The organism is Agrobacterium sp. CCNWLW32, from assembly GCF_037083425.1.
Classification (GTDB): domain Bacteria; phylum Pseudomonadota; class Alphaproteobacteria; order Rhizobiales; family Rhizobiaceae; genus Agrobacterium; species Agrobacterium radiobacter.
In genome coordinates this window covers 152188-176990 of sequence record NZ_JBAOJM010000004.1, presented here as the reverse complement: position 1 = coordinate 176990, position 24803 = coordinate 152188, and the positions used below count along the sequence as shown (strand labels likewise).

General features: G+C 60.1%; 23 protein-coding genes. 20 read left to right on the top strand and 3 right to left on the bottom strand.

All coding sequences use genetic code 11. The features are described 5' to 3' along the window. The first annotated feature begins 67 nt into the window (after positions 1–67). From V6R85_RS11235 to V6R85_RS11225, 3 genes are all read left to right on the top strand, one after another. Positions 68–1675 (top strand): ABC transporter substrate-binding protein, encoded by a 1608-nt coding sequence (locus V6R85_RS11235; RefSeq protein WP_020808992.1) that lies wholly within the window; start codon positions 68–70, stop codon positions 1673–1675. A 110-nt stretch (positions 1676–1785) separates the two neighbouring features. Beyond that, entirely contained in the window at positions 1786–2817 is a 1032-nt protein-coding gene (locus V6R85_RS11230) for an ABC transporter substrate-binding protein (protein ID WP_111833929.1), read from the top strand. After that, positions 2814–3992, top strand: coding sequence for an acyl-CoA dehydrogenase family protein (locus tag V6R85_RS11225; RefSeq protein ID WP_111833861.1), 1179 nt, complete (start codon positions 2814–2816; stop codon positions 3990–3992). The genes V6R85_RS11230 and V6R85_RS11225 overlap by 4 nt, the downstream gene beginning before the upstream one ends. Before the next feature lie 60 nt (positions 3993–4052). Here the strand turns inward: V6R85_RS11225 and V6R85_RS11220 are convergent, their stop codons facing one another. Then, positions 4053–5123, bottom strand: coding sequence for an LLM class flavin-dependent oxidoreductase (locus V6R85_RS11220; protein WP_111833860.1), 1071 nt, complete (start codon positions 5121–5123; stop codon positions 4053–4055). 399 nt (positions 5124–5522) lie between these two features. On the opposite strand from V6R85_RS11220, the gene V6R85_RS11215 reads away from it, so the two are divergent. From V6R85_RS11215 to V6R85_RS11185, 7 genes are all read left to right on the top strand, one after another. Then, on the top strand, positions 5523–6125 hold the full coding sequence (locus V6R85_RS11215) for an alpha/beta hydrolase (RefSeq protein WP_020808989.1): 603 nt from the start codon (positions 5523–5525) through the stop codon (positions 6123–6125). Between the two features lie 263 nt (positions 6126–6388). Continuing rightward, the gene (locus V6R85_RS11210; RefSeq protein ID WP_336377053.1) at positions 6389–7318 is read left to right on the top strand and encodes a sulfurtransferase; all 930 of its coding nucleotides are present in this window, start codon (positions 6389–6391) and stop codon (positions 7316–7318) included. Between the two features lie 78 nt (positions 7319–7396). Further along, positions 7397–8578 carry a YeeE/YedE family protein gene (locus tag V6R85_RS11205; protein WP_111833859.1) on the top strand — a complete coding sequence of 394 codons (1182 nt, stop codon included), beginning with the start codon at positions 7397–7399 and terminating at the stop codon, positions 8576–8578. A 206-nt stretch (positions 8579–8784) separates the two neighbouring features. Beyond that, complete coding sequence (locus V6R85_RS11200) at positions 8785–8982, top strand: hypothetical protein (RefSeq protein ID WP_003506893.1); 198 nt, start codon at positions 8785–8787, stop codon at positions 8980–8982. A 168-nt stretch (positions 8983–9150) separates the two neighbouring features. Continuing rightward, positions 9151–10320, top strand: coding sequence for an FMNH2-dependent alkanesulfonate monooxygenase (gene ssuD / locus V6R85_RS11195; protein WP_336377052.1), 1170 nt, complete (start codon positions 9151–9153; stop codon positions 10318–10320). Between the two features lie 189 nt (positions 10321–10509). Next, a complete protein-coding gene (locus V6R85_RS11190) occupies positions 10510–11055 on the top strand; it encodes a flavin reductase family protein (protein WP_003506889.1) in 546 nt (181 codons plus the stop codon). Positions 11056–11105: 50 nt separating this feature from the next. After that, positions 11106–12050, top strand: a complete 945-nt coding sequence (locus V6R85_RS11185; RefSeq protein WP_060724854.1) for an acyl-CoA dehydrogenase family protein — start codon at positions 11106–11108, stop codon at positions 12048–12050. 44 nt (positions 12051–12094) lie between these two features. Here the strand turns inward: V6R85_RS11185 and V6R85_RS11180 are convergent, their stop codons facing one another. After that, entirely contained in the window at positions 12095–12544 is a 450-nt protein-coding gene (locus V6R85_RS11180; protein ID WP_003506886.1) for an RrF2 family transcriptional regulator, read from the bottom strand. 289 nt (positions 12545–12833) lie between these two features. Between V6R85_RS11180 and V6R85_RS11175 the strand changes: the two genes are divergently transcribed. The 7 genes from V6R85_RS11175 to V6R85_RS11145 all read left to right on the top strand — a co-directional run bounded on the left by V6R85_RS11175 (position 12834) and on the right by V6R85_RS11145 (position 20881). After that, positions 12834–13838, top strand: a complete 1005-nt coding sequence (locus tag V6R85_RS11175) for an LLM class flavin-dependent oxidoreductase (RefSeq protein WP_174054545.1) — start codon at positions 12834–12836, stop codon at positions 13836–13838. Between the two features lie 21 nt (positions 13839–13859). Further along, positions 13860–15200 carry an LLM class flavin-dependent oxidoreductase gene (locus V6R85_RS11170; RefSeq protein ID WP_107677294.1) on the top strand — a complete coding sequence of 447 codons (1341 nt, stop codon included), beginning with the start codon at positions 13860–13862 and terminating at the stop codon, positions 15198–15200. Between the two features lie 83 nt (positions 15201–15283). After that, the gene (locus V6R85_RS11165) at positions 15284–16471 is read left to right on the top strand and encodes a M20 aminoacylase family protein (protein WP_336377051.1); all 1188 of its coding nucleotides are present in this window, start codon (positions 15284–15286) and stop codon (positions 16469–16471) included. 21 nt (positions 16472–16492) lie between these two features. Next, a complete protein-coding gene (locus tag V6R85_RS11160) occupies positions 16493–17047 on the top strand; it encodes a GNAT family N-acetyltransferase (RefSeq protein WP_111833856.1) in 555 nt (184 codons plus the stop codon). Positions 17048–17060: 13 nt separating this feature from the next. Further along, complete coding sequence (locus V6R85_RS11155; protein ID WP_080868597.1) at positions 17061–18866, top strand: amino acid ABC transporter permease/ATP-binding protein; 1806 nt, start codon at positions 17061–17063, stop codon at positions 18864–18866. Between the two features lie 23 nt (positions 18867–18889). Beyond that, positions 18890–19828, top strand: coding sequence for an ABC transporter substrate-binding protein (locus tag V6R85_RS11150; protein ID WP_111833855.1), 939 nt, complete (start codon positions 18890–18892; stop codon positions 19826–19828). 117 nt (positions 19829–19945) lie between these two features. Next, positions 19946–20881 (top strand): ABC transporter substrate-binding protein, encoded by a 936-nt coding sequence (locus V6R85_RS11145; RefSeq protein ID WP_111780399.1) that lies wholly within the window; start codon positions 19946–19948, stop codon positions 20879–20881. A gap of 67 nt (positions 20882–20948) precedes the next feature. On the opposite strand, the gene V6R85_RS11140 is transcribed toward V6R85_RS11145, so the two are convergent. Beyond that, entirely contained in the window at positions 20949–21872 is a 924-nt protein-coding gene (locus tag V6R85_RS11140; RefSeq protein ID WP_003506866.1) for a LysR family transcriptional regulator, read from the bottom strand. Positions 21873–21985: 113 nt separating this feature from the next. Between V6R85_RS11140 and V6R85_RS11135 the strand changes: the two genes are divergently transcribed. From V6R85_RS11135 to V6R85_RS11125, 3 genes are read left to right on the top strand one after another with little or no spacing between them, the layout of a single operon-like run. Beyond that, positions 21986–22297, top strand: a complete 312-nt coding sequence (locus tag V6R85_RS11135) for a (2Fe-2S)-binding protein (RefSeq protein ID WP_003506864.1) — start codon at positions 21986–21988, stop codon at positions 22295–22297. Next, complete coding sequence (locus V6R85_RS11130; protein ID WP_111817650.1) at positions 22276–23658, top strand: FAD/NAD(P)-dependent oxidoreductase; 1383 nt, start codon at positions 22276–22278, stop codon at positions 23656–23658. The genes V6R85_RS11135 and V6R85_RS11130 overlap by 22 nt, the downstream gene beginning before the upstream one ends. Then, the gene (locus V6R85_RS11125; RefSeq protein ID WP_111817682.1) at positions 23651–24802 is read left to right on the top strand and encodes an NAD(P)/FAD-dependent oxidoreductase; all 1152 of its coding nucleotides are present in this window, start codon (positions 23651–23653) and stop codon (positions 24800–24802) included. Before V6R85_RS11130 ends, V6R85_RS11125 begins: the two co-directional genes overlap by 8 nt. Position 24803: the final 1 nt, after the last annotated feature.

Below are 24803 nucleotides of genomic sequence, written 5' to 3'. Positions count from 1 at the left end.
TTCTTCCTAAGCGCAACTGTTGAGATTTGTCGGTTTTTCGCCGGTTCAATCAAGGAGAGGGTATCGCATGACTGTTTTCAACCAGACGACGCGGCGTGGATTTCTGCTGGCGTCGGTGGCGCTTGGCGTGGTGTCATTGCCGGGGCTGAAGCTAGAGGCTGCAGAGCCGGCCCGTGGCGGCACGGCCACGCTGCTGATCTCGTCAGAGCCGCCGGTGCTGACGACGATCGCGCACACGGCTTATAATTCCGTCTATATATCGCCCAAGGTCACAGAAGGGCTGCTGACCTATGGTTTCGATCTCAATCCCAAACCGCTGCTGGCCAAATCATGGGACGTGAGCGCAGATGGTCTTCGTTATACCTTCAAGCTGAGGCCCGGCGTGAAATGGCATGACGGCAAGCCCTTCACTTCCGCCGATGTGGCATTCTCCATAAACACCATCAAGGAAGTGCATCCGCGCGGCCGCAATACATTCCTGAACCTCACTGCTGTCGAGACGCCGGACGAGCTGACGGCGGTTCTGGTTCTTTCCAAACCCGCGCCGTACCTCATAACGGCGCTCGCGGCGGCCGAAACGCCAATCGTGCCGAAACATCTTTATGAGGGTACGAAGGTTACCGAAAACCCGGTCAATCTCGCGCCTGTGGGCACCGGCCCGTTCAAGTTCAAGGAGTGGGTGCGCGGCAGCCATATCGTTTTCGAGCGCAATGCCGATTATTGGGATGCGCCGCGCCCCTATCTCGACAAGCTCATCGTCCGCTTCATTCCTGACGCTTCTGCCCGCGCGATTGCCATAGAAACCGGCGAGATCGATCTCGCCCCCAGCACGCCGGTCGCCTATAGCGATCTCGACCGTCTCAAAGAACTGCCGAGCCTCGGCTTTGAGACCAACGGCTATCAATATACCAACTCGATCAGCCGCGTGGAATTCAACCTCGAAAAGGACGTATTCAAGGACGTGCGCGTTCGCCGCGCCTTCGCGCATGTGATTGACCGCAACGTCATCTTCAACACGGTCAATTACGGTTATGGCGCGACGATCACCGGCCCGATCAATCCGAAGCTGACGAAATGGTTCGTGGATGATCTGAAGACCTATCCGATCGATCTGAAGGCGGCGGAAGCGCTGCTGGATGAGGCCGGATACAAGCGCGGCGCGGATGGCATCCGTTTCAAGCTCAATCTGGATTACGTGCCGAGCACCGAAGCCTATCCGCGTGGTGCGGACTATATTCGCCAGGCGCTGGCGAAGGTCGGCGTGGATGTGACGGTGCGGACGCAGGATTTCGCCACCTATACCAAGCGCATCTACACGGATCGCGATTTCGATTTTGCCTATGAGGGCATGAGTAATCTCTTCGATCCGACCGTCGGCGTGCAGCGGCTTTACTGGTCCAAGAACTTCAAGAAGGGCGTGCCTTTCTCCAATGGCGCGGCTTACAGCAATCCCAAGGTGGATGCGCTTCTCGAAGCCGCCGCCATCGAGATTGATCCGGACAAGCGCGTCGCGCAATGGAAGGAAATCCAGCAGATCCTGGTTGAAGACGTGCCGGCCATCGACATCGTCGCGGCACCTGAGATTACCATCTTCAACAAGCGCATTTCCGATCACACCATCGGCGCAGAAGGCGTGGCGGGAAGCCTCGCTTTCGCGCATATCGCCGCATCCTGATCGTCTCGCCAAACCCGGCTCGCCCTTTGGTGCGGGCCGGGATGTCCCTTCAGTCGACAGGCGCCGCAGCATCGCTTTCCGGTGCCATCGTTTTCATCGAGGCCAAAGCCATGAGCACGAAACTTTCTGAAATCTGGTACACACGCTGCCCGGTGCCCACCCCAGTAGGGCTGGCGGCACAGCTCGGTTATCTTTCGCAGACCTTCGAGGAGGTCGGCATAGCGCTGAAATCCATCATCGATTCGCCTGACCGTTCCGTTCGCCAGAGCCATTTCAACCACACGCTGGAATGGTCGTTCCGCCACGGCGGCAATGTACCTCCCATCCGCGCCCGCTCGGAAGGGCGCAATACGCGTCTCATCGGGGTTACCTGGACGGACGAGTTTCAGGCAATCATCACCCTGCCGGAAACCGGTATCCGTTCGCTTGCCGATCTCGTCGGCCGCCGTTTCGGTGTGCCGCGCCGGCCGGAGGGCATCGTTGATTTCATGCGCGCGACGGCGCTGAAGGGTATCGTCTCGGCGCTTTCGCTGGAAGGGCTGAAGGTCGAGGATGTCGAGCTCAAGGATATTGTCATCAAGGATTCGGTGCTAGCCTCGCAGGAAGGGCCGTCGCTGTTCGGCCTGAAGCGCCGGCAATCCTTCGGCGAGGAAATCATCGCGCTGCTGCGTGGCGAGGTCGATGCGATTTTCATCAAGGGAACGGCCGGCATTGCCGCCGCGAACCTGATCGGTGCGGTGCAGGTGGCGGAGTTCGGTTTTCATGCCGATCCGAAAATACGCATCAATTCCGGTTCGCCCCGGGTGCTGACGGTCGACGGACGGCTTGCCGATGAGCGCCCCGATCTGGTGGAGCGGCTGGTTGACGCCATCGCCAGGGCCTCTCTCTGGGCGGAGCAACATCCGGAAGAAACGCGCCGTTTCATCGCGCGCGAGGCCGGCGCGACGGAGGAACAGGTTCTGGCTGCCAACGGAGCTGAGGTTCACCGTCATCTTGGTCTCGGCCTCGATGCCGATCTTGTTGGCGCTGTCGGCCATTACAAAGACTTCCTGCACCAATGGGGCTTCCTTGAAAACGACTTCGATCTTGGCGACTGGATTGACGATCGTTTCGTCACGGCAAATGAAAGGGCGGTGGCATGAGCGTTGCACTTTCCGCCGTTGCGAACACGCCGGCGCAGCGGCCCGATCCCGTTGCCATCGCAACCGCGCTGGCCGGGGATTTCAGCCTGACGGCTGCGGACCACGACAAGAGCGGCGAATTCGCCGCCGGTAATTTCGAGGCGCTTTTCAAATCAGGCCTGCTTGGTCTCGTCACGGCTGAAAAGGATGGCGGCTGGGGCGAGGGTATGGAAACGGCCCATGCCGTCATTACGGCCATCGCCAAGGGCGATCCGTCGACCGCTCTCATTCTCGCCATGCACTACAGCGTTCATGCCGCGATCCGGCGTGGCAAGTGGCCGGCAGCACTTGCTGCAAAGGTACTGGCCGCCAATAGCACGGAGCCGGCGCTTTTGAACAATGCGCAGGCGGAGCCGGGTGTCGGTTCGCCGGCCCATGGCGGCCTGCCGGAAACGACGGCGCGGATCGAGGGCGATGTCTGGGTGGTCAATGGCCGCAAGAGCTTCGTCACCGGCCTGCCGGGTCTGAAATGGGCGATCGTGCTTGCCGTGACGATGGAAGAGACGCCGCGCCTCGTCCAGCTTCTGGTGCCGCTCGATGCGGCTGGTATCGCCGAGGAAAAAGCGTGGGAAGCGACCGGCATGTACGCCACCGCCAGCCATGATCTGGTGCTGGAAGAGGTGAAGGTGCCGCTTGCCGACGTCGTTGCCGAACAGCCGGCGGATGAGCCGCTGCGGCGCGATGAGGCAGATGGTTATAATTTCTTCGTGCTGCTGGCTTCCGTCTACCACGGTGTCGCGCTTTCGGCGCGGGACGATCTGTTGAGCCATCTGAACGGCCATGTTCCGGCAAGCCTTGGCGCACCCCTGTCCTCCATTCCTCGGATTCAGGAAGGTCTCGGCCAGATCGAGGTGCTGCTGGCGGCGAACCGGCGCCTCCTTCTCTCCGTCGCCCGCGACGTCGATGCGGGCGAGAGGGTGGGAACCGATGCGCTCGCCGTTCGCCATGTGGTGATCGACAATGCGGTGGCGGTGACGGATCTGGCGCTGGAGCTTGGCGGCAATCGCGGCCTGCGCCGGGACTACAACCTTGAACGCCATCACCGCGATGCCATCACGGCAAGGGCACATGCGCCGCAGAGCCATATGATCCGTACGATTCTTGGCCGTCAGAGCATCAAGGCGGCGGGTGGCTGATCAATGAAGCAACAGGGCGGCCTTGTCTGGGGCGGGCCGCCCATGTTCAAGCCACGCCAATCAATCCCGCAACAGCGGCAGCAAGCTGTCGCCCTGCCTTTCGATTTCCTTGAGATAGGGCGTGTCGGAAAGCACGAAATGGGTGATGCCCAGCGCGCGGTATTTACGCAGTGACGCGGCGACATCCTCCGCCGAACCGACAAGCCATGTGGTTCCCGCACCGCCACCGCCGAATTTGCCCGGCGCGGTATAAAGATTGTCGTCCAGCACGTCGCTTTGACGGTGCAAATCCAGCAGACGGCGCTGGCCGACAGCTACGGCCTGAAGGTGGTCGTTCCAGCGTACGCCACTGTTTGCGGCCATCTCGGCAACTTTCGCTTCCGCATCGCGCCAAGCCTCGGCCGTGGTTTCGCGTACCAGCGTGGTGATCCGCAGGCCGAATTGCAGCGGCGGCAGATCGCGGCCGAGCTTTTCACTGAAGTGCCTGAGCCGCTCGATCCGTTCGCGCACGCCGGCGAGCGGTTCTCCCCAGAAAAGCTGCACATCGGCCTCGGTTGCGGCAACCTGCTCGGCTGCTTCGGAAGCGCCGCCGAAATAGAGTTTGGGATGCGGTCGGCCTTCGCGTGCGGTGATACGTGGTGAGACGGTGGAGTTCGTCACCCGGAAATGGTCGCCATTAAACGTGACGTTTTCCTCGGTCCAGAGCCGCCGTACCAGCCGCATGAATTCTTTCGTGCGCGCATAACGCTGCGCCTGATCATCTTCTTCGTCGCCATAGGCGGCAAGCTCATCCCTGCCGGAAACGATGTTGATCCGCACCCGGCCGGCGGAAAGCTGATCGAGGGTGGCAGCGGCCGATGCGAGGTTGGCCGGCTTCCAGTAGCCGGGACGGATAGCGATCAGCGGCTCGAATGTGGTGGTGCGCGCCGCAAGCGCCGCCGCCACCGTAAATGTATCCGGACGTCCCCAGCCGGTGCCGATCAGCGCGCCTTTCCAGCCATGGGTTTCAAGCGCCCTGGCATGGCTCGTCAATGTATCGAGACTGTTGTGGTTTTCGCTGACGGCGTCGCCCCGGTGGCCGGGTTTGATGTCATTGGGGATGTACCAGAGAAATTCGCTCGTGCTGCTCACATTATCCGCCTGAATTTTCGTTTTATGTTGCGGTGGAATGGCCCTGCCGACGCTTTGCCTTCACCACTTGGGGCTCGCGGAGGCGCAAGCCTCCGCTGGTGCGAGAATGGCAAAGCGGCGGCGGCCCGGCGAAGCAGCGACGTTTCTTTTGTCATCCGACAGAGGAAAAGCTTTCCGTCTGGAAAGACTATATTGCACATATTTTCTATATAAAAAATTTGAGGAAATGATTCCCTGCGATCGACATTATCTCCGTCGGTGGGAAAGCATTTTCTGCGCTACCGAAATTGTCTGGATTGATTTTTCTCGTGCGTCCGAAAGGTGAGCAAGGCAATAGTCGACTGGAATCGCGAAATTCACCATGCTTGCCACACACCGCCCACAACTCACGGAGCCGGCATGTGTACCACCTTGATTGTCCCTGGCCTGAATGGTTCGGATGAAGGACATTGGCAACGGCACTGGTTGCTGGATGATCCCGAAGCGCAACTGGTCGATCAGGACAATTGGCAATGCCCGGTTCTCGAGGACTGGCTCGACCGTCTCGAGGCAGCGCTGGCGACAGTCGACAGCGCTTATATCGTGGCCCACAGCCTCGGTTGCCTGCTGGTGGCGAATATGGGGGCTCGACCCTCTGCCGCCAAAATCAAGGGCGCGCTTCTTGTCGCACCCGCCCATCTCGACCGCGTAGAGGCGATGCATCCCTGCATCGTCAGGTTCGGTGCCTTTCCGCAGCAACCGCTTGCTTTCCCCAGCCTCGTCGTGGGCAGCATGAACGATCCCTATATGGATTCCGAAGAGCTCTCGCGCAGTGCGAGCCTGTGGGGCAGTGGCCTCATCAATCTCGGTCCCGTCGGACATATCAATATTGCCAGCGGTTACGGACGATGGCCTGAGGGTTATGCTCTTTTCGAGCGGTTGAAGGCAGATGGCGCACCTTCAAAGGCGGTGGCGGGATCGAGACTGCGCAGACTGACTGCCCTGGGCGACGCGCATTTTTAGAGAAAGATCGGGTTTTTCCAGCCTTCCTTGCTAAACGGGATGGATAGCGGTCGGTTTATCGCTCTTTTCGGTTTTGACATCATTTACAACCTTTGGGGGTTTTATTGGTAATTTTTATTGATGGAATTTTGAATTTCGCCTGAAGATTGTTTTTGAGTGGCCGCATTTATTTTCTACAGAAAATATAGAAAAGCGTTTCTTCGCTCCGGACGGTTTTGTCGTCACCTTTCATTGGTCATCAAATCAGGGAAAGGGGTAAGGAAATGTCCAGAATCAAGCTTGTAACGTCGGCTCTCGGCGGATTGTTTTTGTCGGCGATATCGTTGGCCACGGCTGGAGCATCGGAAGCGCTTGTCACGGCCGACTGGCTGAAGGAGAATCTCGACAATCCGAAAGTGCGGGTCTTTGAAGTCAGCGTCGATACGGGCGTCTATGAGCGCGGGCATATTCCGGGCGCAGTGAACCTCAACTGTCATACGGATCTCGTTGACAAGGAAAAACGCGACATTGCCGCGCGTGAGAATTTCCAGTCCCTGCTGCAGAAAGCCGGCGTGGGTGACGATACGACGATCGTTTTATATGGCGACAACAACAACTGGTTTGCCGCCTGGGGTGCGTGGATTTTCGAAACCTACGGTCTTGGCGACCGCGTAAAGCTGCTGGATGGTGGCCGCAAGCTTTGGGAGGCGCAGGGCCTGCCTTTCGACACATCCGCACCGGCAACGGCCGAAACGAAACTGAAACTCGCCGAGCCCGACACCTCGGTCCGGGCGCGCTTTGTCGACGTCGTTGCGGTGGCCGAGGGCAAGCACAACATCAAGCTGGTGGATATCCGTTCGGCGGATGAATATTCCGGCAAGATTTTCGCGCCGGATGGCGTCAAGGAGCTGTCCGTCCGTGCTGGCCACATTCCCGGCGCCGTCAATGTTCCGTGGGGCACAATCGTCAACAAGGATGGAACCTTCAAATCGGCAGAAGAGATCAAGGCGATCTATGCCGAGAAGGGCATCGACGGCTCGGCGCCCATCATCACCTATTGCCGCATCGGCGAGCGCTCCAGCCACACCTGGTTCGCGCTGAAGAAGATACTCGGTTACGACGTCCGCAATTATGACGGTTCCTGGACCGAGTACGGAAATGCGGTCGGTGTTCCCATCAGCAATCCGACGGGAACGGTCTGGACGGGCAAATAAGCCTCCACTGCCTTCACCATAGGGCCGGTGCGTCGGATGGCGCACCGGCATTTATTCTTCCGACATCGCCGGTATTCCATGCATTCGACCCTTTCCCGCCTCGCGGCGCTTGCCATTTTATGCGCCCTGACGGTCGCTGTTTATCAATTGGGGCTGCTTGAGAATGGCAGGCCGCTTGCCTTTTCCCTTCTGGCCGGCGCCGCTTTCGGCATCGTGATGCAGCGCGGACGGTTCTGCTTTCTCTGCAACTTTCGCGATTTCATCGACGACAGGCGTTCGGACGGTGTTGTGGCCATTCTTGTGGCATTGCTGGCGGGCGTGGTGTTTTACCAGGTCGTCACCGCGGCGTGGATGCCGGTGCCGCAACCCGGCCGCCTGCCGCCCAATGCGCATATCGGCCCCGTCGGCTGGATTCTGGCGTTGGCTGCGAGCGTCTTCGGTTTGGGCGCAGCGCTTTCCGGCTCCTGCCTGTCCGGGCATTTTTACCGGCTGGGCGAGGGGGCTTTCGGTTCCGTGCTTGCCATAGCCGGAGCGGGGCTTGGTTTCCTGCTGGCATTTCTCAGCTGGAATTTTCTCTATACGGTCAGCATTTTTGACGATCTGCCCATCTGGTTGCCGCATCATCTTGGATACGGCCCGGCGCTGCTGATTGCCTGCACTGTGTTGGTCATTCTGATCCTACTCGTTCTGTTTTTCGATAAAACCGAGCCCGCTTCATCGACTGCCGCCACGGCAAGCCGGCTGCAGCAGGCGCTCCGAAGCATTTTCGTCGAACGCTGGCCGCCCGTCATAACCGGCGTTCTTGTCGCGGCCATCAGCGCCTTTTCCTATTTCCGTGTCGCACCGCTCGGAGTGACGGCCGAACTCGGCAGCATCGTCAGAACGACGGGGGCTGCGGCGGGCTGGGTGCCGGAAACGCTTGCGGGACTAGACACGGTGCGGGGATGCATCAGCGCCGTTAAAACAACGATCCTGTCGCCGAACGGTGTTTTCGTCCTGGGACTGATGTTTGCGAGTCTGGCGTCCGCGCTTTCAGCGGGGAAATTTCAGCCCGCATGGCCTTCCGCCGGTGGGTTGGCGACACGGTTTGCCGGTGGCGTGCTGATGGGCTGGGGTGGCATGACCGCGCTTGGCTGCACCATTGGCGTGCTTTTGTCAGGCATCCACGCGGGCGCGCTTTCCGGCTGGGTATTTCTCGTTTTTTGCGGTTTAGGTGCATTTGCCGGCCTTTTTCTCAAGCGCCGGTTTGCCTTGCCATGAGGCCGGACGCTTGAAATTTACCACCATCGTTAGATGAGGCGGCGATGGCCCATTCTCGGCGGCCGGAAACGGATTTTTTCCCGTCGCCGCAACCTTAGTCCACATTTGCCGGTGATCCTCCAATTATAGAATAGTAATTTTATGGAAAATATTGACGATTTCGGGCCGTCGCCCGAGGATAAGGGAATTGAGCAAAGGAGGCGCACATGCCGCAGGGACTTCATGCGTTTACTTTCGATCTGTTCGGTTTGACCCGGCGCCAGCCGCGTAGCGAGGAACAGGTTAGTCTTCATCCTCTGGATCATTCCGGACGCATCAGGCAGGAGAAAAGCGATCTCGAACTCGAAAGGGAAGAGATCTGCGAAATGAACTTTGCGATGCTCGGCCTTTATCCGGTCTTCTGACGACCATTAACGAAGGCTCCTTTTCCTTTCGGAGCGCGGTTTATCGGGGAGAGAAACTCTCTTCGCCGGGTGGAAATTGGAACAAAATTTCTTAAACGCGCCGGGGAATTGGCTACCCTTTTATCATCAAGCCGCATTGCCCGAGGGCAGATTGCAAAGGACCTGCCGATGAGCACACCCGATAAGCCACTCGATTTTCTGTGGTTCATACCCACCTCAGGCGATGGCAGCTATCTCGGCTCAGACGATCTTACGCGTCCTGCCGATCCCGGCTATTTCCGGGAAATAGCCCAGGCCGCTGATCGGCTCGGTTATTCAGGCGTGCTCATTCCCACCGGCGTTGCCTGTGAGGAATCCTTCATCCTTGCGGCCAATCTTGCCGCCTATACCGAAAAGTTGAAATTCCTGGTCGCCATCCGTCCGGGCGTCGCATCGCCCGCTTATTATGCGCGGCTCGCCTCCACGCTGGATCGCGTTTCCCATGGCCGGCTGCTGCTCAACATCGTGGTCGGCGGCAGCGCCCAGGAACTTGCCGGCGATGGCATTTTTCTGCCCCATGACGAGCGTTACGATCACGCCGGGGAGTTCTTCCAGGTGTTCAATTCGCTGATTGAAACCGGCAAGGGAAACCTCGACGGCAAATATATCAAGGCGGTGGACGCAAAACTCGGCCTGCCGCCGGTGCAGGAACCGCGACCGCCTATTTATTTCGGCGGCTCCTCCGATGCCGGCATCGAATTTTCGGCCGGTATCACCGACAAATACCTGACCTGGGGTGAACCGCCGGCGCAGGTAGCTGAAAAAATCGCCAAGGTGCGCGCCGCCGCCGCCAAAAAAGGGCGAGAGGTTACCTTCGGTATCCGGCTGCATTTCATCGTTCGAGAAACAGACGAGGAAGCGTGGGCCGATGCCGACCGGCTGATCTCGAAGCTTTCCGACGAAACCATCGCATCCGCTCAGGAGGTCTTCTCCAAGGCTTCGGATTCCGTTGGGCAGGCGAGAATGCAGGCGCTGCACAATGGCCGGCGCGACCGGCTGGAAGTCTCCCCGAATTTGTGGGCGGGCATCGGTCTTGTCCGTTCGGGTGCAGGCACGGCGCTGGTCGGTTCGCCGAAGACGGTGGCGGCGCGGCTCAGGGAATATCAGGCGCTGGGCATCGATACCGTCATCGCCTCGGGTTATCCGCATCTGGAAGAAGCCTATCGGCTATCCGAACTGCTGTTTCCGGAAATCGGGCTCGGTGGGCCCCGTAACCAGATACGGTCCTCTTTCGGCGCGAAACAGGTTTTCGGCGGCGGCGGTCATGGCGGTAACGTCAAGCTGGTGTCCGGATCCTGATTCATCGGCGGGAGGCGGCTTATGCCTTCTTCCGTTTCGGCAGACATCCTTGCGGCGCAATGAAATCAGGCAACGGCATATAAGACATTATTTCTATAGAATATTATCAATATGGAAAACGATGTCTATTTCACCCCCCGCCATCGCTGCTAGCTATTGAACAATTCAGCTGTTTTCAGGAGCAACCCGATGACATTGCAATATGCGGCCAAGGATCAACACTTCATCAATCTCCGCGACCCGGTTGGCGGCAAGTCGGCGGATGCCGACAGCCTCAAGGCGGCGTTGAGAACGCTGGGCGGCGGTGTCAGCGTGATTACGGCGGGTGAGGGTGACGAGCGAACGGGAGCGACCGTGACTTCGGCCACCGCTTTGTCGGTCGATCCGCCGCGCATTCTGGTAGCGCTCAACCGTTCCTCGTCAACGTGGCCGGTGGTGCAGCGTTTCGGTCATCTTGCCGTCAACATCATCGGAGCGAACCATCAGTTCATTGCCAATCAGTTTGCCGGCATCGGTGGCCTGAAGGGCCCGGATCGGTATCGCGGCGCTGAATGGACACGGCTGTCGAGCGGCGCGCCCATCCTCGAAGACGCGGTTGCCGCGATCGATTGCACCATCGAAGAAACGATCGAACGGCACAGTCATGTCATCGTCATCGGCAAGGTGGAGGCGATCCGCATCGGCTCCGGTCATTCGCTGCTCTATCAAAACGGGCGTTATCATTCTCTGGACTGAGCGCCGGCCATTCGGCGCTTTCACTTTGTCATTCTTTGAGGGAGTTGAGCATGGGATCCGTCACGCCTCTCGGCGAAAGACTTCGTTTCGTTCCTCCACGCCTCGGCGCGGATATCGATGTGCTGACCGTTGCCCGGACGATCGCCGAAAACTGCGCCGTTGAAAGTCCCGGGCAAATTCATGCGCGGATCGCCCGTTCCGGTCTTCTTGCTCTTTCCGTTCCAACGGAACTCGGCGGGGCGGATATCACAAATGACGTTCTGTCACAGGCGTTAGCCATCATTTCCGCAGCCGATGCGGGGGCGGCGCATGATCTCGTTGAACATTTCACCGCCCTGGAATTCATCAGGAACGCGGGTAGCGAAGACCAGCGCAAGGCGCTCTTCGCCCGTCTTGATCTTGGCGAGACCTTCGCGCTGGCAATATCTGCCGCTGATCTGGATCAGGCGGTTGTGGTGACGGAAGACGACTACGCCCTGCGGCTGCCCGATGAAGTTGCGGGGTCGGTCAAGGTCGATGCGGACTGGATCGTTGTGCCGGCTGTCAACACGGCCGGACAGCCCCTGCTTGTCGTCCTGCGCAATCGCCCCAATACGTCATGGGAGGGTCTCTTGCGCGCCGATCAGGTGGTGTTCCTTGCCCAGGGCGTAGGAAACCTGGCCGCTTCCGTTTCCGCCCTTTTGAAAGCCGCGGTGGCGCTGGGGCAGAAGCAGCGTGAGCTTTCCGTTCTGCTGATCGACAGACTGGCGGACGAGGGCGCAGCGCGGCCCGTGATAGGTGAAATATTTCTCGCCATCGAACTCCTGAAGGCGCAGATAACAAGCCTTGCGGCCAATATCGATGCGGCGCAGGTGGGGGCGGAGAACGTCACCTTTCGTTCGGTCCGCAACAATGCCATCACGCTTGAAATCCTGATGGCGCGCCTCGGTCTTGTCGAAGGCGTCAGCGAAGCCGGGCTGATCGCGTCGCTGGACAGTGATCTGCGCAGGCAATAAGCGACGCTCTGTCGTGGAACCCGAACGAAGGGCCGTGCGAAATCCTATTCGCCGGCCGGAATAGAACGGGCATCCTGCCCGTCCTTTGCCACGAACTGCGCAAGCGTCATATTGTCCAGAATGGTTGCGATGGCGTCACGCACGTCCGTCATCGAAACCCTGACCTGACAGGTCTCGGGATCATCACAGTCGTCACAGGCTTCAAAGGCCGTGCGACTTGCGCAGCGGATGGGAGCCAAGGGTCCATCCAGCGTACGGATAACCTGCCCGATCATGATTTCGGATGGCATTTTCGACAGTGAATAACCGCCATTCGGGCCCTTCTTGGAGCGCAGAATGCCGCTATTGCGTAGTTCCAGAAGAATAGTGTCCAGGAATTTTTTCGGGATGTTGTTGCGGGTCGCAATCTCCGTCACGAAGGCGGTCTCGCCCTGGGGCAACCGCGCCAGATCGACAAGAGCCTTTAATCCGTATTTGCCTTTTTTGGTCAACATCGCACGATCCGAAAAGAGAGTCGGCACAGTTTACAGTGCCGGGCCGTATTATTCCTTACTTACTAAGTAGTTTTTAGCGAATTCCGGCGCAAGCCCGTTTCGTCCGGGTTTGGTGCTGAAAGCGGCCTGTTGCAGCCTTTTTGAGACCAGGTCCCCCGTTTTGCCGGCACGGGCTTTCGAAAACATCACTGAAAACAATATTTTCTCTGATCGTGCTGCAACGTGGAACGATCATCCTTTATTAGAATATAAAATCGGTAGACAAAGTATGCATCAAAGACGCGAGGTGATGATGTATACGCTCAGTTTGCTGGACAAGAGCCCGGTTTCAACGGGGGAGGACGCCGCGAGCGCGTTCCGCGACACGATCAATCTTGCCAAACGCGCCGAAGAGTTGGGTTATCGCCGTTTCTGGGTGGCCGAACATCACAATTCGCCGGAGCTTGCCGGTTCCGCGCCGGAGGCGCTGGTTGCATGGATACTGGCGAAGACTTCCCGCATCCGTGTTGGCTCGGGCGGCGTCATGCTGCAGCACTATAGCCCTTACAAGGTTGCCGAGGTTTTCAACGTCCTGTCGTCGCTTGCACCCGGCCGGGTCGATCTCGGCATCGGCAAGACACCGGGCGGGTTGCCGCTTGCGACGTCGGCCTTGCAGCAGGCCCATGATCTCGGCCGCAAGCCGGATTTCGAAGCGGCCTTCGGTGAACTCACCACATTTTTATCGGGCGCTGCGCCGCAGGATCATGCACAGGCAGGGCTACAGGCAACACCTGCGCCGCCGGTCGCGGCAGAGAGATTTCTGCTCGGCGCCAGCCCGGAAAGCGCAAGGCTTGCGGCTTCAAGGGGATGGAATTTCGTCTTTGCCGGCCACCTCAATGGTGATGCGGAGGTTCTTCGCCGTAGCCTCTCGGCTTTCCGGGAGGAAAGCGGTGGAGCTGCCCCGATCCTTGCACTGTCGGCTTTTGCAGCCAGCGATCCCGCCCATGCCGCGAGACAGGTCGAAGGTCAACGCATCTACCGGGTATTCCTCAGCGACGGCAGGGCGTTCAACCTCGGCCGCCGCGAACAGGCGGAGGAATTCGCCCGCCAGTCCGGCGATGCCGACTATCGCATCGAAGAGCGCAAGCCCAACGTCCTGCATGGCGGGCCGGAGGATATTCACAAGGCGCTTCGTGCGCTTTCCGAAGAGCACGGCATCGAGGAATTCATCATCGAACCGCCCCATGTCGGGGCCGATCAGCGGCTTGCCTCGGTCGAACTCTTGGCCCCACATCGCCTTTCCCGGGCGGCATAATTTTCTCTCAGGAGGAATGACATGACGAGAAAGAAAATCCGTTTCGGCATCATGCTTCAAGGTCCCGGCGGGCACATGAATGCCTGGCGGCACCCCAAAAGCCCTGTTGATGCCAGCGTCAATTTCGACTTTTTCAGAAAGAACGCGCTGAAGGCGGAAGCAGCCGGCATCGCCTTCGCCTTCGTGGCGGATGGGCTTTACATCAACGACAAGTCCATTCCGCATTTCCTCAACCGGTTCGAGCCGCTGACGATCCTTTCGGCGCTCGCCGCCGTCACCTCCAAGATCGGTTTGGCGGGAACCGTTTCGACCTCCTATAGCGACCCCTTCACCATTGCCCGCCAGTTTGCCTCGCTCGATCTTTTGAGCGGCGGCCGTGCCGGGTGGAATGCCGTGACGACACCGCTCGAAGGCACGGCGAAAAATTACAGCCGTAATCACCCCGAACATGCGCTGCGTTACGAGATCGCCGACGAATACCTCGAGGTTATCAAGGGCCTGTGGGACAGCTGGGACGATGACGCTTTCCTGCGTAACCGCGAGACGGGACAGTTTTTCGACCGCGCCAAACTCCACACGCTCGGCCACAAGGGCCGCTTCTTCCAGGTGGAAGGCCCGCTGAACATCCAGCGTTCTCCACAGGGTCAGCCGGTGGTGTTCCAGGCAGGCTCGTCCGATGCCGGCATCGGTCTTGCTGGCAAACACGCGGATGCGGTCTTCACCAATTCCGCTTCGCTGGAGGAAAACCAGACCTTCCTCAAGCGTGTGAAGCAGAGCGCCGTTGCGCAGGGCCGGTCCGCTGCCGATGTGAAGATTTTCCCCGGCATCGGCCCGATCGTTGGCGAAACGCAGGAGGAAGCGGAGGCGAAATACGACGTCATCCGCAACCTCATCACTATCGAGGATGCGCTCGCCTATCTCGGTCGCTTCTTCGATCATCATGATTTCAGCGCCTATCCGCTGGATGAGCCTTTCCCCGAACTCGGCGAGATCGGCAAGAACAGTTTCCGCTCGACGACCGACCGCATCAAGCGGCGGGCCAAGGAAAAGAACCAGACGCTGCGCGAGGCGGCGCTGGAGGCTGCGACCCCGCGTGAAGGCTTCATCGGCACACCGGACAAGGTGGCCGACGAGATCATACGCTGGGTGGAACACGATGCGGCCGATGGCTTCATTCTGGGCTTTCCGGTGATTGCCGAGGGACTGGATGATTTCATCCGCCTCGTCATTCCGGTGCTGCAGCGGCGCGGTTATTTCGATCCGCATCTGGAAGGCGCGACATTGCGTGATCATCTCGGTCTGCCTTTCCGGGAAAGCGTCTATGCCGGCGGCGAAAACGCGTCTGACAAGGCCATCGCCTGAGCTTGCAGCCGGGCGGCGTTAATCGCTGCCCGGCGCATATTTCAAGACGCGGCGCGCAAAGGCCCCGCGCAGGAGACAGAACCATGAATATCCGCATTGACGGCGCGCGTCCGCAGGACGACGCCGAACGGGGAATCCTTGCCTTCATCGAAGAGAGCATCGCCATCCGGCATGATCTCCACCGGCATCCAGAGCTTTCGCTCAAGGAGACGCGTACGGCGGCGCTCATTGCCCGTTATCTCCTGTCTTTCGGATACGAGGTGACGGAGGGTGTCGGTGGTCACGGTGTCGTCGCCACGTTGAAGCGCGGTCATGGTGAAAAACGTCTCGGAATCCGCGCCGATATCGACGCCCTGCCCATTATCGAGGAAACCGGCCTTGCCTATGCCAGCCAGACGTCGGGCGTCATGCATGCCTGCGGTCATGATGGCCATACCACCATCCTGCTTTCAGCCGCCCGTTATCTTGCCGAAACATCGAATTTTTCCGGCACGCTGACACTGATCTTCCAACCGGCCGAGGAGATCGGTGCGGGTGCAAGGGCGATGATAAAGGACGGGCTGTTCGAGCGGTTTCCGGTCGATGCGGTCTTCGGCCTGCACAATTGGCCGGGTGTCGAAACCGGGCAGTTCGGCTTCGTCGAAGGTCCTGCCATGGCCTCCGTCGACAAGGCGAAGGTGCAGATCATCGGCAGGGGCGGGCATGGGGCGGCGCCGCATGAGACGGTCGATCCGGTTCTCGCCTCGGCAAGCTTCATCACCGCCCTGCAAAGCATCGTTTCGCGCAATGTCGATCCGCGCGAGATGGCGGTGCTGACGGTCGGCTCCATCCATGGCGGAACCGCCTCCAACGTCATTCCCGAGAGCGTCGAGCTGCAGATCACCGCCCGGGCTTTTTCGCCCGCCGTGCGTGACAGGCTGGAGGAGCGGCTTCCGGCGCTGGCCAGAGCGCAGGCGGAAAGTTTCGGCGCAAGGGCCGATGTCTCCTATTCCGGTGGTTTCCCGCCGGTCATCAATCACGCCCCGCAGACGGTCTTCGCCCGTGAGGTTGCCAAAAAGCATTTCCCGTCCGCGCAGATTGCCGAAGCGTTCCAGCCGCGCACGGCGAGCGAGGATTTTGCCTTCATGCTGCAGGAGCGGCCCGGCTCCTATCTCTTCGTCGGCAATGGCGACAGCGCGCCGCTGCACAGCCCCCACTATGATTTCAACGACGCGATCATCGCACCGGCAGCGCGCTTCTGGGTGCGTCTGGCGGAAGCATACCTCTCCTGACGCGAAATTTAGGACAAGGACATGAGCGACAGTTTTCTCTACACATCGGTCAAGAATCCGCTCGCAACGCCGCTTCTGGAGGAGTTGCTGTTTGAATATGACAGCCGTTACGGCACATTTTTCAACGCGGAAGGGGCGAAGGCCGAGCTGAACAAATATCCGCCGGAGGCCTTCAGCCCGCCATCGGGCAATTTCCTGCTGCTTTTGCGTGACGGTAAGGCGATCGCCGGCGGCGCCTTCATGCGCTACGACCACGAGACGGCCGAATTCAAGCGCGTCTGGACCCACTCGGCCCACCGCCGGCAGGGGCTTGCGAAAATCGTGCTTCAGGAACTGGAGCAGCAGGCGATCCGGCAGGGTTACGCCCGCGTTTATCTGACCACGGGTTTCCGCCAGCCGGAAGCGGTCGGCCTTTATCTCACCAATGGCTATCGCGCCCTGTTCGACACGGCGGCCGATCCCGAGACGATCCGGTCGCTGCCCTTCGAAAAATGGCTTTCCGACACTGCCGCCTCCATCCCGGATGGCGCGCCAGTACAGGCCGCCCGGCCGCAACTCTCTCCGGTTCATCCGTGAAAGGCTTTCTCCGATGACAATAGCCTCCGATTTTCCGCATGTTGCGGTGAACGAACAGAAGGGTGAGCCGGTCAAGGACGGTTACGCGCATTTTCGCGTCGTTCCCGCCCGTTATCCGCTGCGCACGGCGGGCACCGTTCTCTCGGTCCTCATCATCGCGGCCATTTTGCACTCCGTATTCGGCAATCCCCGCTGGGGCTGGAACGTGTTTGCGGAATGGTTCTTTGCCGAACCGGTGCTTGTGGGGCTCGGCCGGACGCTGTTGCTGACGGTGCTCGGGGCTTTTCTCGGTTTCGTGCTCGGCACGGTTCTGGCGCTTGCGCGCGTTTCAGGTTCGCCTTTGCTTGTCGCGATCTCCTGGACCTATATCTGGATATTCCGTTCCATTCCGCTGATCGTGCTTTTGCTGATCCTCAACAATCTCGGTTATCTCTACGAGACCGTGACGATCGGCGTGCCCTATACCGGCATCAATTTCTTCAGCTGGAATACCACGCAGCTGATGACGCCCTTTGCGGCTGCGGTGCTGGGGCTGACATTACATGCCGCAGCCTTTTCATCGGAAATCGTGCGCGGCGGTATTCTTTCGGTGGAACAGGGCCAGCTTGAGGCTGCGGCCTCACTCGGCCTGCCGCGGCGCAGACAGTTTTCACGCATCGTGCTGCCGCAGGCGATGCGCACCATTCTGCCGAATGGTTTCAACGAGATCATTCTGCTCGCAAAGGGCACCTCGCAGGTCTATATCCTCGCCCTGCCGGAGCTTTTTTATACGATCCAGATCATCTATCGCCGCAATCTGGAAGTGATCCCGCTGCTGATGGTCGCCACCGTCTGGTATCTGGTGATCCTGACGGCGCTTTCCATCGTGCAGCACCATATCGAACGGCACTTCTCGCGCGGCGCGCTGCGCAATCCGCCGCCCTCGCTGTTCGCCACGCTCTACCGCACCTTCCTGCCGCGCAAGCCCTTGCCTGAAGCGGTGGAGACGGCGACGCCTGCGGTTGCCGTGTCCCAACGCCCCGCCACAGTCAGGACGGGAAGTTTCCAGCTCGGAAATCGCGGCGGTTCGGTCAATATTCACGGTGTCTCGAAATCCTTCGGAACGCTGAAGGTGCTGGACGACGTCAGCCTTTCCATCCCGGCAGGCAGCGTCACCACCATTCTTGGCCAGTCCGGCTCCGGCAAGTCCACATTGCTTCGTTCCATCAACCATCTGGAGCGTGTCGATGACGGCTTTATCGCCATAGACGGCGAGCTGGTCGGTTATCGTCAGAAGGGCGATACGCTTTACGAACTGAAGGAACGGGAAATCCTGAAACGCCGCGTCGAAGTGGGCATGGTGTTCCAGAGCTTCAACCTGTTCCCGCATCTGACCGCACTTGAAAACATCGCCGAAGCGCCGGTCGTGGTTCGCGGCATATCGAAAGAGCAGGCCGAGGCCGAAGCACGCGATCTTCTGGCCCGTGTCGGCCTTGCCGAAAAAGCCGGCGCCTATCCGCGCCAGCTTTCCGGTGGGCAGCAGCAGCGCGTGGCGATTGCCCGGGCGCTGGCCTTGCGGCCGAAGGTGCTGCTCTTCGACGAGCCGACATCCGCTCTCGATCCTGAACTCGTCAACGAGGTGCTTGACGTCATCAAGGAGCTTTCCCGCTCCGGCGTCACCCTCATCATCGTCACCCATGAAATCGGTTTTGCCCGCGAAGTCTCCGACAGGGTCGTCTTTATGGAGCAGGGCCGCATCCTGGAAACGGGCACGCCGGAAAAGGTGTTCAACAACCCGGACCACCCGCGCACGGCCGAATTCCTCGCAAAAGTTCTCTAATCAACAACAAAGGAAACACTCGCATGGTATTTTCATCGAAATTATTGTCCCTGCTCGCCGGCGGTCTTTTCACCGCCACCGCCGCACTCATTCCGGCTGCGCATGCGCAGGAAGTGGACCTGTCGCCCGAACAGAAAGGCCGGGTGCGCGCCGAAAAGGTGGAAGAGGCGATCAAGCTTCTGCCCGCCAGCCACAAGTTCATCGCCGACGGAAAGCTGACGGTCGCGACCGTGCCCTTCCGTCTGCCGCTGGTGGATTATGCGAGCGACACCAAAACGCCGATCGGCGTGGAGCCGGATATCGCCCAGCTGGTGGCCGACAGCCTTGGCCTTGAGCTGCAACTTGTTCCCATCGCCTGGGCCGACTGGCCGCTCGGTCTCACCTCCGGCAAATACGACGCCGTCACCTCCAACATCACGGTTACGGAAGCCCGCAAGGAAAAATTCGATTTTTCCAGCTATCGCAACGATCTGCTCGGCTTTTACGTGGGCAATAACAGCAAGGTCACGTCAATCGGCAAGCCCGAGGATGTCGCCGGGCTGAAGGTGATCGTCGGCGCGGCAACCAATCAGGAGCAGATCCTGCTGAAATGGATCAAGGACAACAAGGCCAAGGGTTTGGCCGATACCGAGGTGCAATATTACGACGATCAGGCCGTGCTTGACGTTGCCCTGCAATCCGGTCGCGCGGATGCCTATCTCGGCCCTAACGCGACCTCTGCCTTTCAGGCGGCAAGCCAGAAGAAGACGAAGCTCGTCGGCACCTTCTCCGGCGGCTGGCCAGAGGCGGCGGAAATCGCCGTCGCTTCGAAAAAGGACGCGGGCATCGCCGAGGCCATCACCGCCGCGCTGAACGCCCAGATCAAGAACGGCAATTACGGCAAGGTTCTCGCCCGCTGGAATCTTGGATCGGAAGCCATCACCGAATCCCGCACCAATCCGCCCGGCCTTCCGAAGAGCTGAGTTCTGGTTTGCTTGCCAAAAAGCTGAGTTGAAGGTGGGACATCACTCAGCCGGTAGCGCGGGCATCCTCCCGCCCGCGCTACCTCCGTCCCGCAATCATTCTATCGGGAAACCACAATGACTTTCACCTCTCGTCTCGCCACGGCCACGCTCGGTGCTTTTCTGTCCGTTGCCGGTTTCGCACCGGCTTTTGCAACGGATGTCTTCGATCTGTCGCCGGACCAGCCAGGCCGCGTCAGGGTTGAAAAAGACCCCGGTGCTATTGCCGCTATTCCCAAGGATTTCAAATTCGTCACACCGGGCAAACTCACCGTCGCGGTCGCACCCGGTGGGCCACCGCTTGCGACCTATGCGACGGATGCAAAAACTGTGGTCGGCGCAGACCCTGATTACGCGCTTGCGGTGGCCGACAGCCTCGGCCTCGATCTGGAATTGGTGGCGGTGGCCTGGGCGGACTGGCCGCTGGGGCTTGCTTCCGGCAAATACGATGCGGTGATCTCGAATGTCGGTGTGACCGAACAGCGCAAGGAAAAGTTCGATTTCTCCACCTATCGTCAGGGCCTGCACGGATTTTTCGTCAAGTCGGATAGCGGTATAACCGCCATCCGCGAGCCGAAGGACGCGGCCGGCCTGAGGATCATCGTCGGCGCTGGCACCAATCAGGAGCGCATTCTGCTGAAATGGAGCGACGAGAATGTTGCCGCCGGGTTGAAGCCGATCGAGTTGCAATATTACGATGATGAAGCCACACGGTTTGTGGCGCTTTCTGCGGGGAGGGCGGATGTGATCGTCCAGCCGCATGCGCAGCTGGTTTTCATCGCCGCACGCGACAAGACGATCAAGCGCGTCGGAACCCTCTCCGCCGGCTGGCCGGAACGGTCCGATGTCGCCATCACCACCCGCAAGGGCTCGGGACTGGCCGATGCACTGACGCTTGCCACCAACGACCTGATCAAGAGCGGCGCTTACGCGAAGATCCTGGATCGCTGGCAGCTATCGGAAGAAGCCCTGCCGGAATCGCGCACCAACCCACCCGGCCTGCCAAAAAGCTGACCGGTCGAATAAATGCGGCGGACGACAATACCCGCAGGCTCAGGCCTTGCGGGTATTGTTTTGTCCGTCAGCCCTGGGCGGGAAGGGCGCGAAAGAGTTGTCGCAATTCGCCAACAAAGGGTTTGAAGAAACGTGAGAGCGGCCGCGCCGTGTTGGTGGAAACGGCGACATTCATCGTCACTTCAGGCATGAACGGGCGCACCGTCACTCCCTCGAAACTGTTCCACCGCACCAGGCCGTCGACAAGGGCGATGCCGATGCCGCCACGCACCAGCGGCACAGCGCCGACCGATGAGGTGACCTGCACCGAGACATCACGCATAAGCCCGTCGCGTTCGAAGACCTCGTTCAGCTGCGGGCCGATCTCGTCCGCCTGGTTGCCGTAGGAAATCAGCGGTCTGCCGGCGAGGTCGCGCGGCGTCACCGTCATCATCTCGGCCAGGGCATCATCATGCCGCATCACCGCCACAACAGGCACGGAGGCAAGAATTTCACTGCGCACTGTTGGTGCCTGAATGGTGGACAGCGTTACCGCAAAATCGATGTCTCCCAGCAGCAGCTGCTCGGCAATTTCCTTTTTGGGCAGGGCGTTGAGGTGGATTTTGACGGTCGGATGCGTCTGCCGGAAAGCGAGCAATGCTTCAGGCAGCACGGAATAGGTGACCGGCAGGCTGGCCCCGATGCGCAGAAGGCCAAGCTTGCGCTCGCCGATGGTGCGCGTCAGTTTTTTCAGCACTTCCAGTTCACGGAAAACCCGGTCGGCATCCTCGTAGATCAGATGCGCTTCCATCGTCGGCACCAGCCGCCCGCCGATGCGCTCGAACAGCTTGTAACCCAGCTGGCTTTCCAGATGGTGCAACACCTTGCTGACGCCGGGCTGGGAAACGGCAAGCGAATTGGCAGCCGCTGTCACGGAGCCGTCGCGCATGATGGCGCGGAAAATTTCAAGCTGTCGGGCGTTCATGGAAACCTCCGGCGTCATCTCTTCCATAACCCAAGGTTCTGTTCAAGCGACCATTTGCGATTGGTGAGAAACCTTCTGCCGTGGAAATCTGTGACGGTGCAGGAGAGGTGCCTGCGAAGGTTTTGGGAAAGGAAACGCGGATGCTTGCCAGATTCAGGCGCATCGCCGAAGAGCGACGCGCGGTTTGCTCTGTCCTGATCGACGGCATGCCGGTCGAGGCGCTGGAGGGAGACACGGTGCTGACGGCGCTGATGCTGTCGCGCGGGTTTGCCCGCCTTTCGGAATTCGCCGATGGCAAGCGCGCGGGGTTCTGTCTGATGGGCGCCTGTCAGGATTGCTGGGTCTGGACCGGGGAAGGGGAGCGGCTGCGCGCCTGTTCCACCGCCGTTCGCCCGGGCATGGATATCAGAACCGAGGTTCCGGAGGGGTTATGGCAGATTTGCGCGTCGTGATCGTGGGCGCCGGCCCCGCCGGTACGCGTGCCGCCGAGACGCTGGTGCGGGCTGGGCTTCGCCCCGTCGTCATTGATGAGGGAGATCGCAGCGGCGGCCAGATCTATCGCCGTCAGCCGCAGAATTTCAAGCGCTCATATACCGCTCTTTACGGCACGGAAGCGGATAAGGCGAAGGCTCTGCACGACACATTCGACGGGCTTTCAGACCATATCGATTACCGCCCGCAGACCCTGGCGTGGGCAATTCGCGACAATCGCATTCATATTCAGCGCGCAGAGACATCCGAAGCTCTGGATTTCGATGCCCTCATCATCGCATCGGGTGCGACCGACCGCATCATGCCCTTGCCGGGCTGGACGAGGCCGGGTTGTTTTTCGCTTGGCGCGGCGCAGATATCCCTGAAGGCGCAGGCCTGCGCGATAGGGCGACGGGTGGTTTTTATGGGCACGGGGCCTCTGCTTTATCTTGTGGCATATCAATATATGAAGGCAGGGGCGGCGCCTGTGGCGGTGCTGGATACCACATCATTCTTCACGCAGATCAAGGGCCTGCCGGGGATGGTGGCACGACCAATGCAGCTCCTCAAGGGCATGCGGCTTGTCGCGGCGCTGCTTGCGGGCGGCGTGAGGATCGAACGGGGCATCATGCCGATAGAGATTATCGGCGACGCTGAGAGTGGCGTGACCGGCATTCGCTATCGGGATGCGTCCGGTGAGGAAACACGCCTCGCCTGCGATGCCATTGGCATGGGCTATCATCTGCGGGCGGAAAGCCAGCTTGCCGACCTTGCCGGTTGCCGCTTCTCCTTTGATCCGCTGATCCGGCAATGGCTTCCGGATGTGGACAATATGGGACGCAGTTCCGTGCCTGATGTCTATCTGGCAGGCGATGGCGTGCGTATTCTCGGTGCAGATGGTGCGGAAGCCTCCGGCCGGCTCGCCGCGCTCGCGCTTCTTGAGGATCAAGGTTTGAAGCCATCCCGTGCGGAGATCGGCCGCTGCCGGAAATCGCTGAAAGCCGCGAGCCGCTTTGCGCAGGGAATGGCCCGGGCCTTCCCTTGGCCGCACCTGTTGGTGCGGTCACTTGCCGACGAGACGATTATCTGCCGCTGCGAGGTGGTGACGGCGGGCGAGTTGCGCGCAAGCGTGACCGAAAAGGGTGCGACGGAGGTCAACCGCTCGAAAGCTTTCTCGCGGGCTGGCATGGGCCGGTGTCAGGGCCGGTTCTGCGGGCAGGCGGGTCAGGAGATTGTCGCCGCCGCCTCTGGTATATCGGTGGAATTGGCCGGACGGCTGCGCGGGCAGGCGCCGGTGAAACCGCTGCCGCTGGCGATTGTGAAGGGAGGCGATGATGCGTAACACGCTTGCAGAGGCCGATGTCATTATCGTCGGCGGCGGCATTGTTGGAACCGCGACGGCGTTTTTCCTGCGGCATCGGGGTGTCAGCGTCATTCTGCTGGAGCGTTTCCTCGTCGGCCAGCAGGCGAGCGGCACCAATTTCGGCAATGTCCGCCGTCAGGGCCGTTATCTCGGGCAGCTTCCGCTCGCCAACAGATCGCGGGATATCTGGAGCCGGATCCCGCAACTGACCGGTGCGGATGTGGAATTCATGCCCGTCGGCCATATCCGGTTTCTCTGGGCGGAAGAACAGATCGCCGTGGTCGAGAAATACCGCGACGATGCCACGCAATATGGTCTGGAATTGCAGATACTCTCGCGCGAGGCTGTCAGGCAGAAATTCCCCTTCATCGGACCGGAGGCGGTTGCGGGATCATGGTCGCCGCATGATGGTCACGCCAATCCGCGCCTTGTCGCGCCCGCCTTTGCCCGCGCGGCGCGGCGGGATGGTGCAACCATCGTGGAAAATTGCGAAGTTCTGGCCATCGAAAAGGCGGGCGAGGATTTTCAGGTGACGACGGAGGAAGGGGAATATCGCGCGCCCTCGGTGCTGGTTGCCAACGGTGCATGGGGCGGCGGGTTTGCCGGCGCCCTGGGAGAGGCGGTGCCGCTGGAAGTGGCCGGCCCGCAAATGGGCGTGACGGAACCTTTGCCATGGTTCATTCACCCCGTCGTCGGCGTCTCCACCAAAATTCCCGGCGAGGTCATTTATATGCGGCAAATCCCGCGCGGAAACGTCATTTTCGGCGGGGTGAAACGATGCGCCGCCGCGCTGGACGAACGCCGGGCGAAATATGATCCCGCCGGGCTTGATGCTCAGCTGCGCCAGTTGCTGCGGCTGGCTCCCGCTTTGCGCCATGCCCGGCTGATCCGCACCTGGTCCGGTGTGGAAGGCTATATGGCCGACGATCTGCCGGTCATGGGGGGAAGTGCTGCGACCTCCGGCCTTTATTATGCCTTCGGCTTCAGCGGCCACGGTTTCCAGATCGGGCCGGGTGTTGGCGACGTGATGGCGGAGCTGATAGCAACCGGGAAGACTACGACGCCGATTGCGGATTTTCACATCGGCCGGTTCCATCGCGGTGAGTCTGTCGCATCCCATTAAG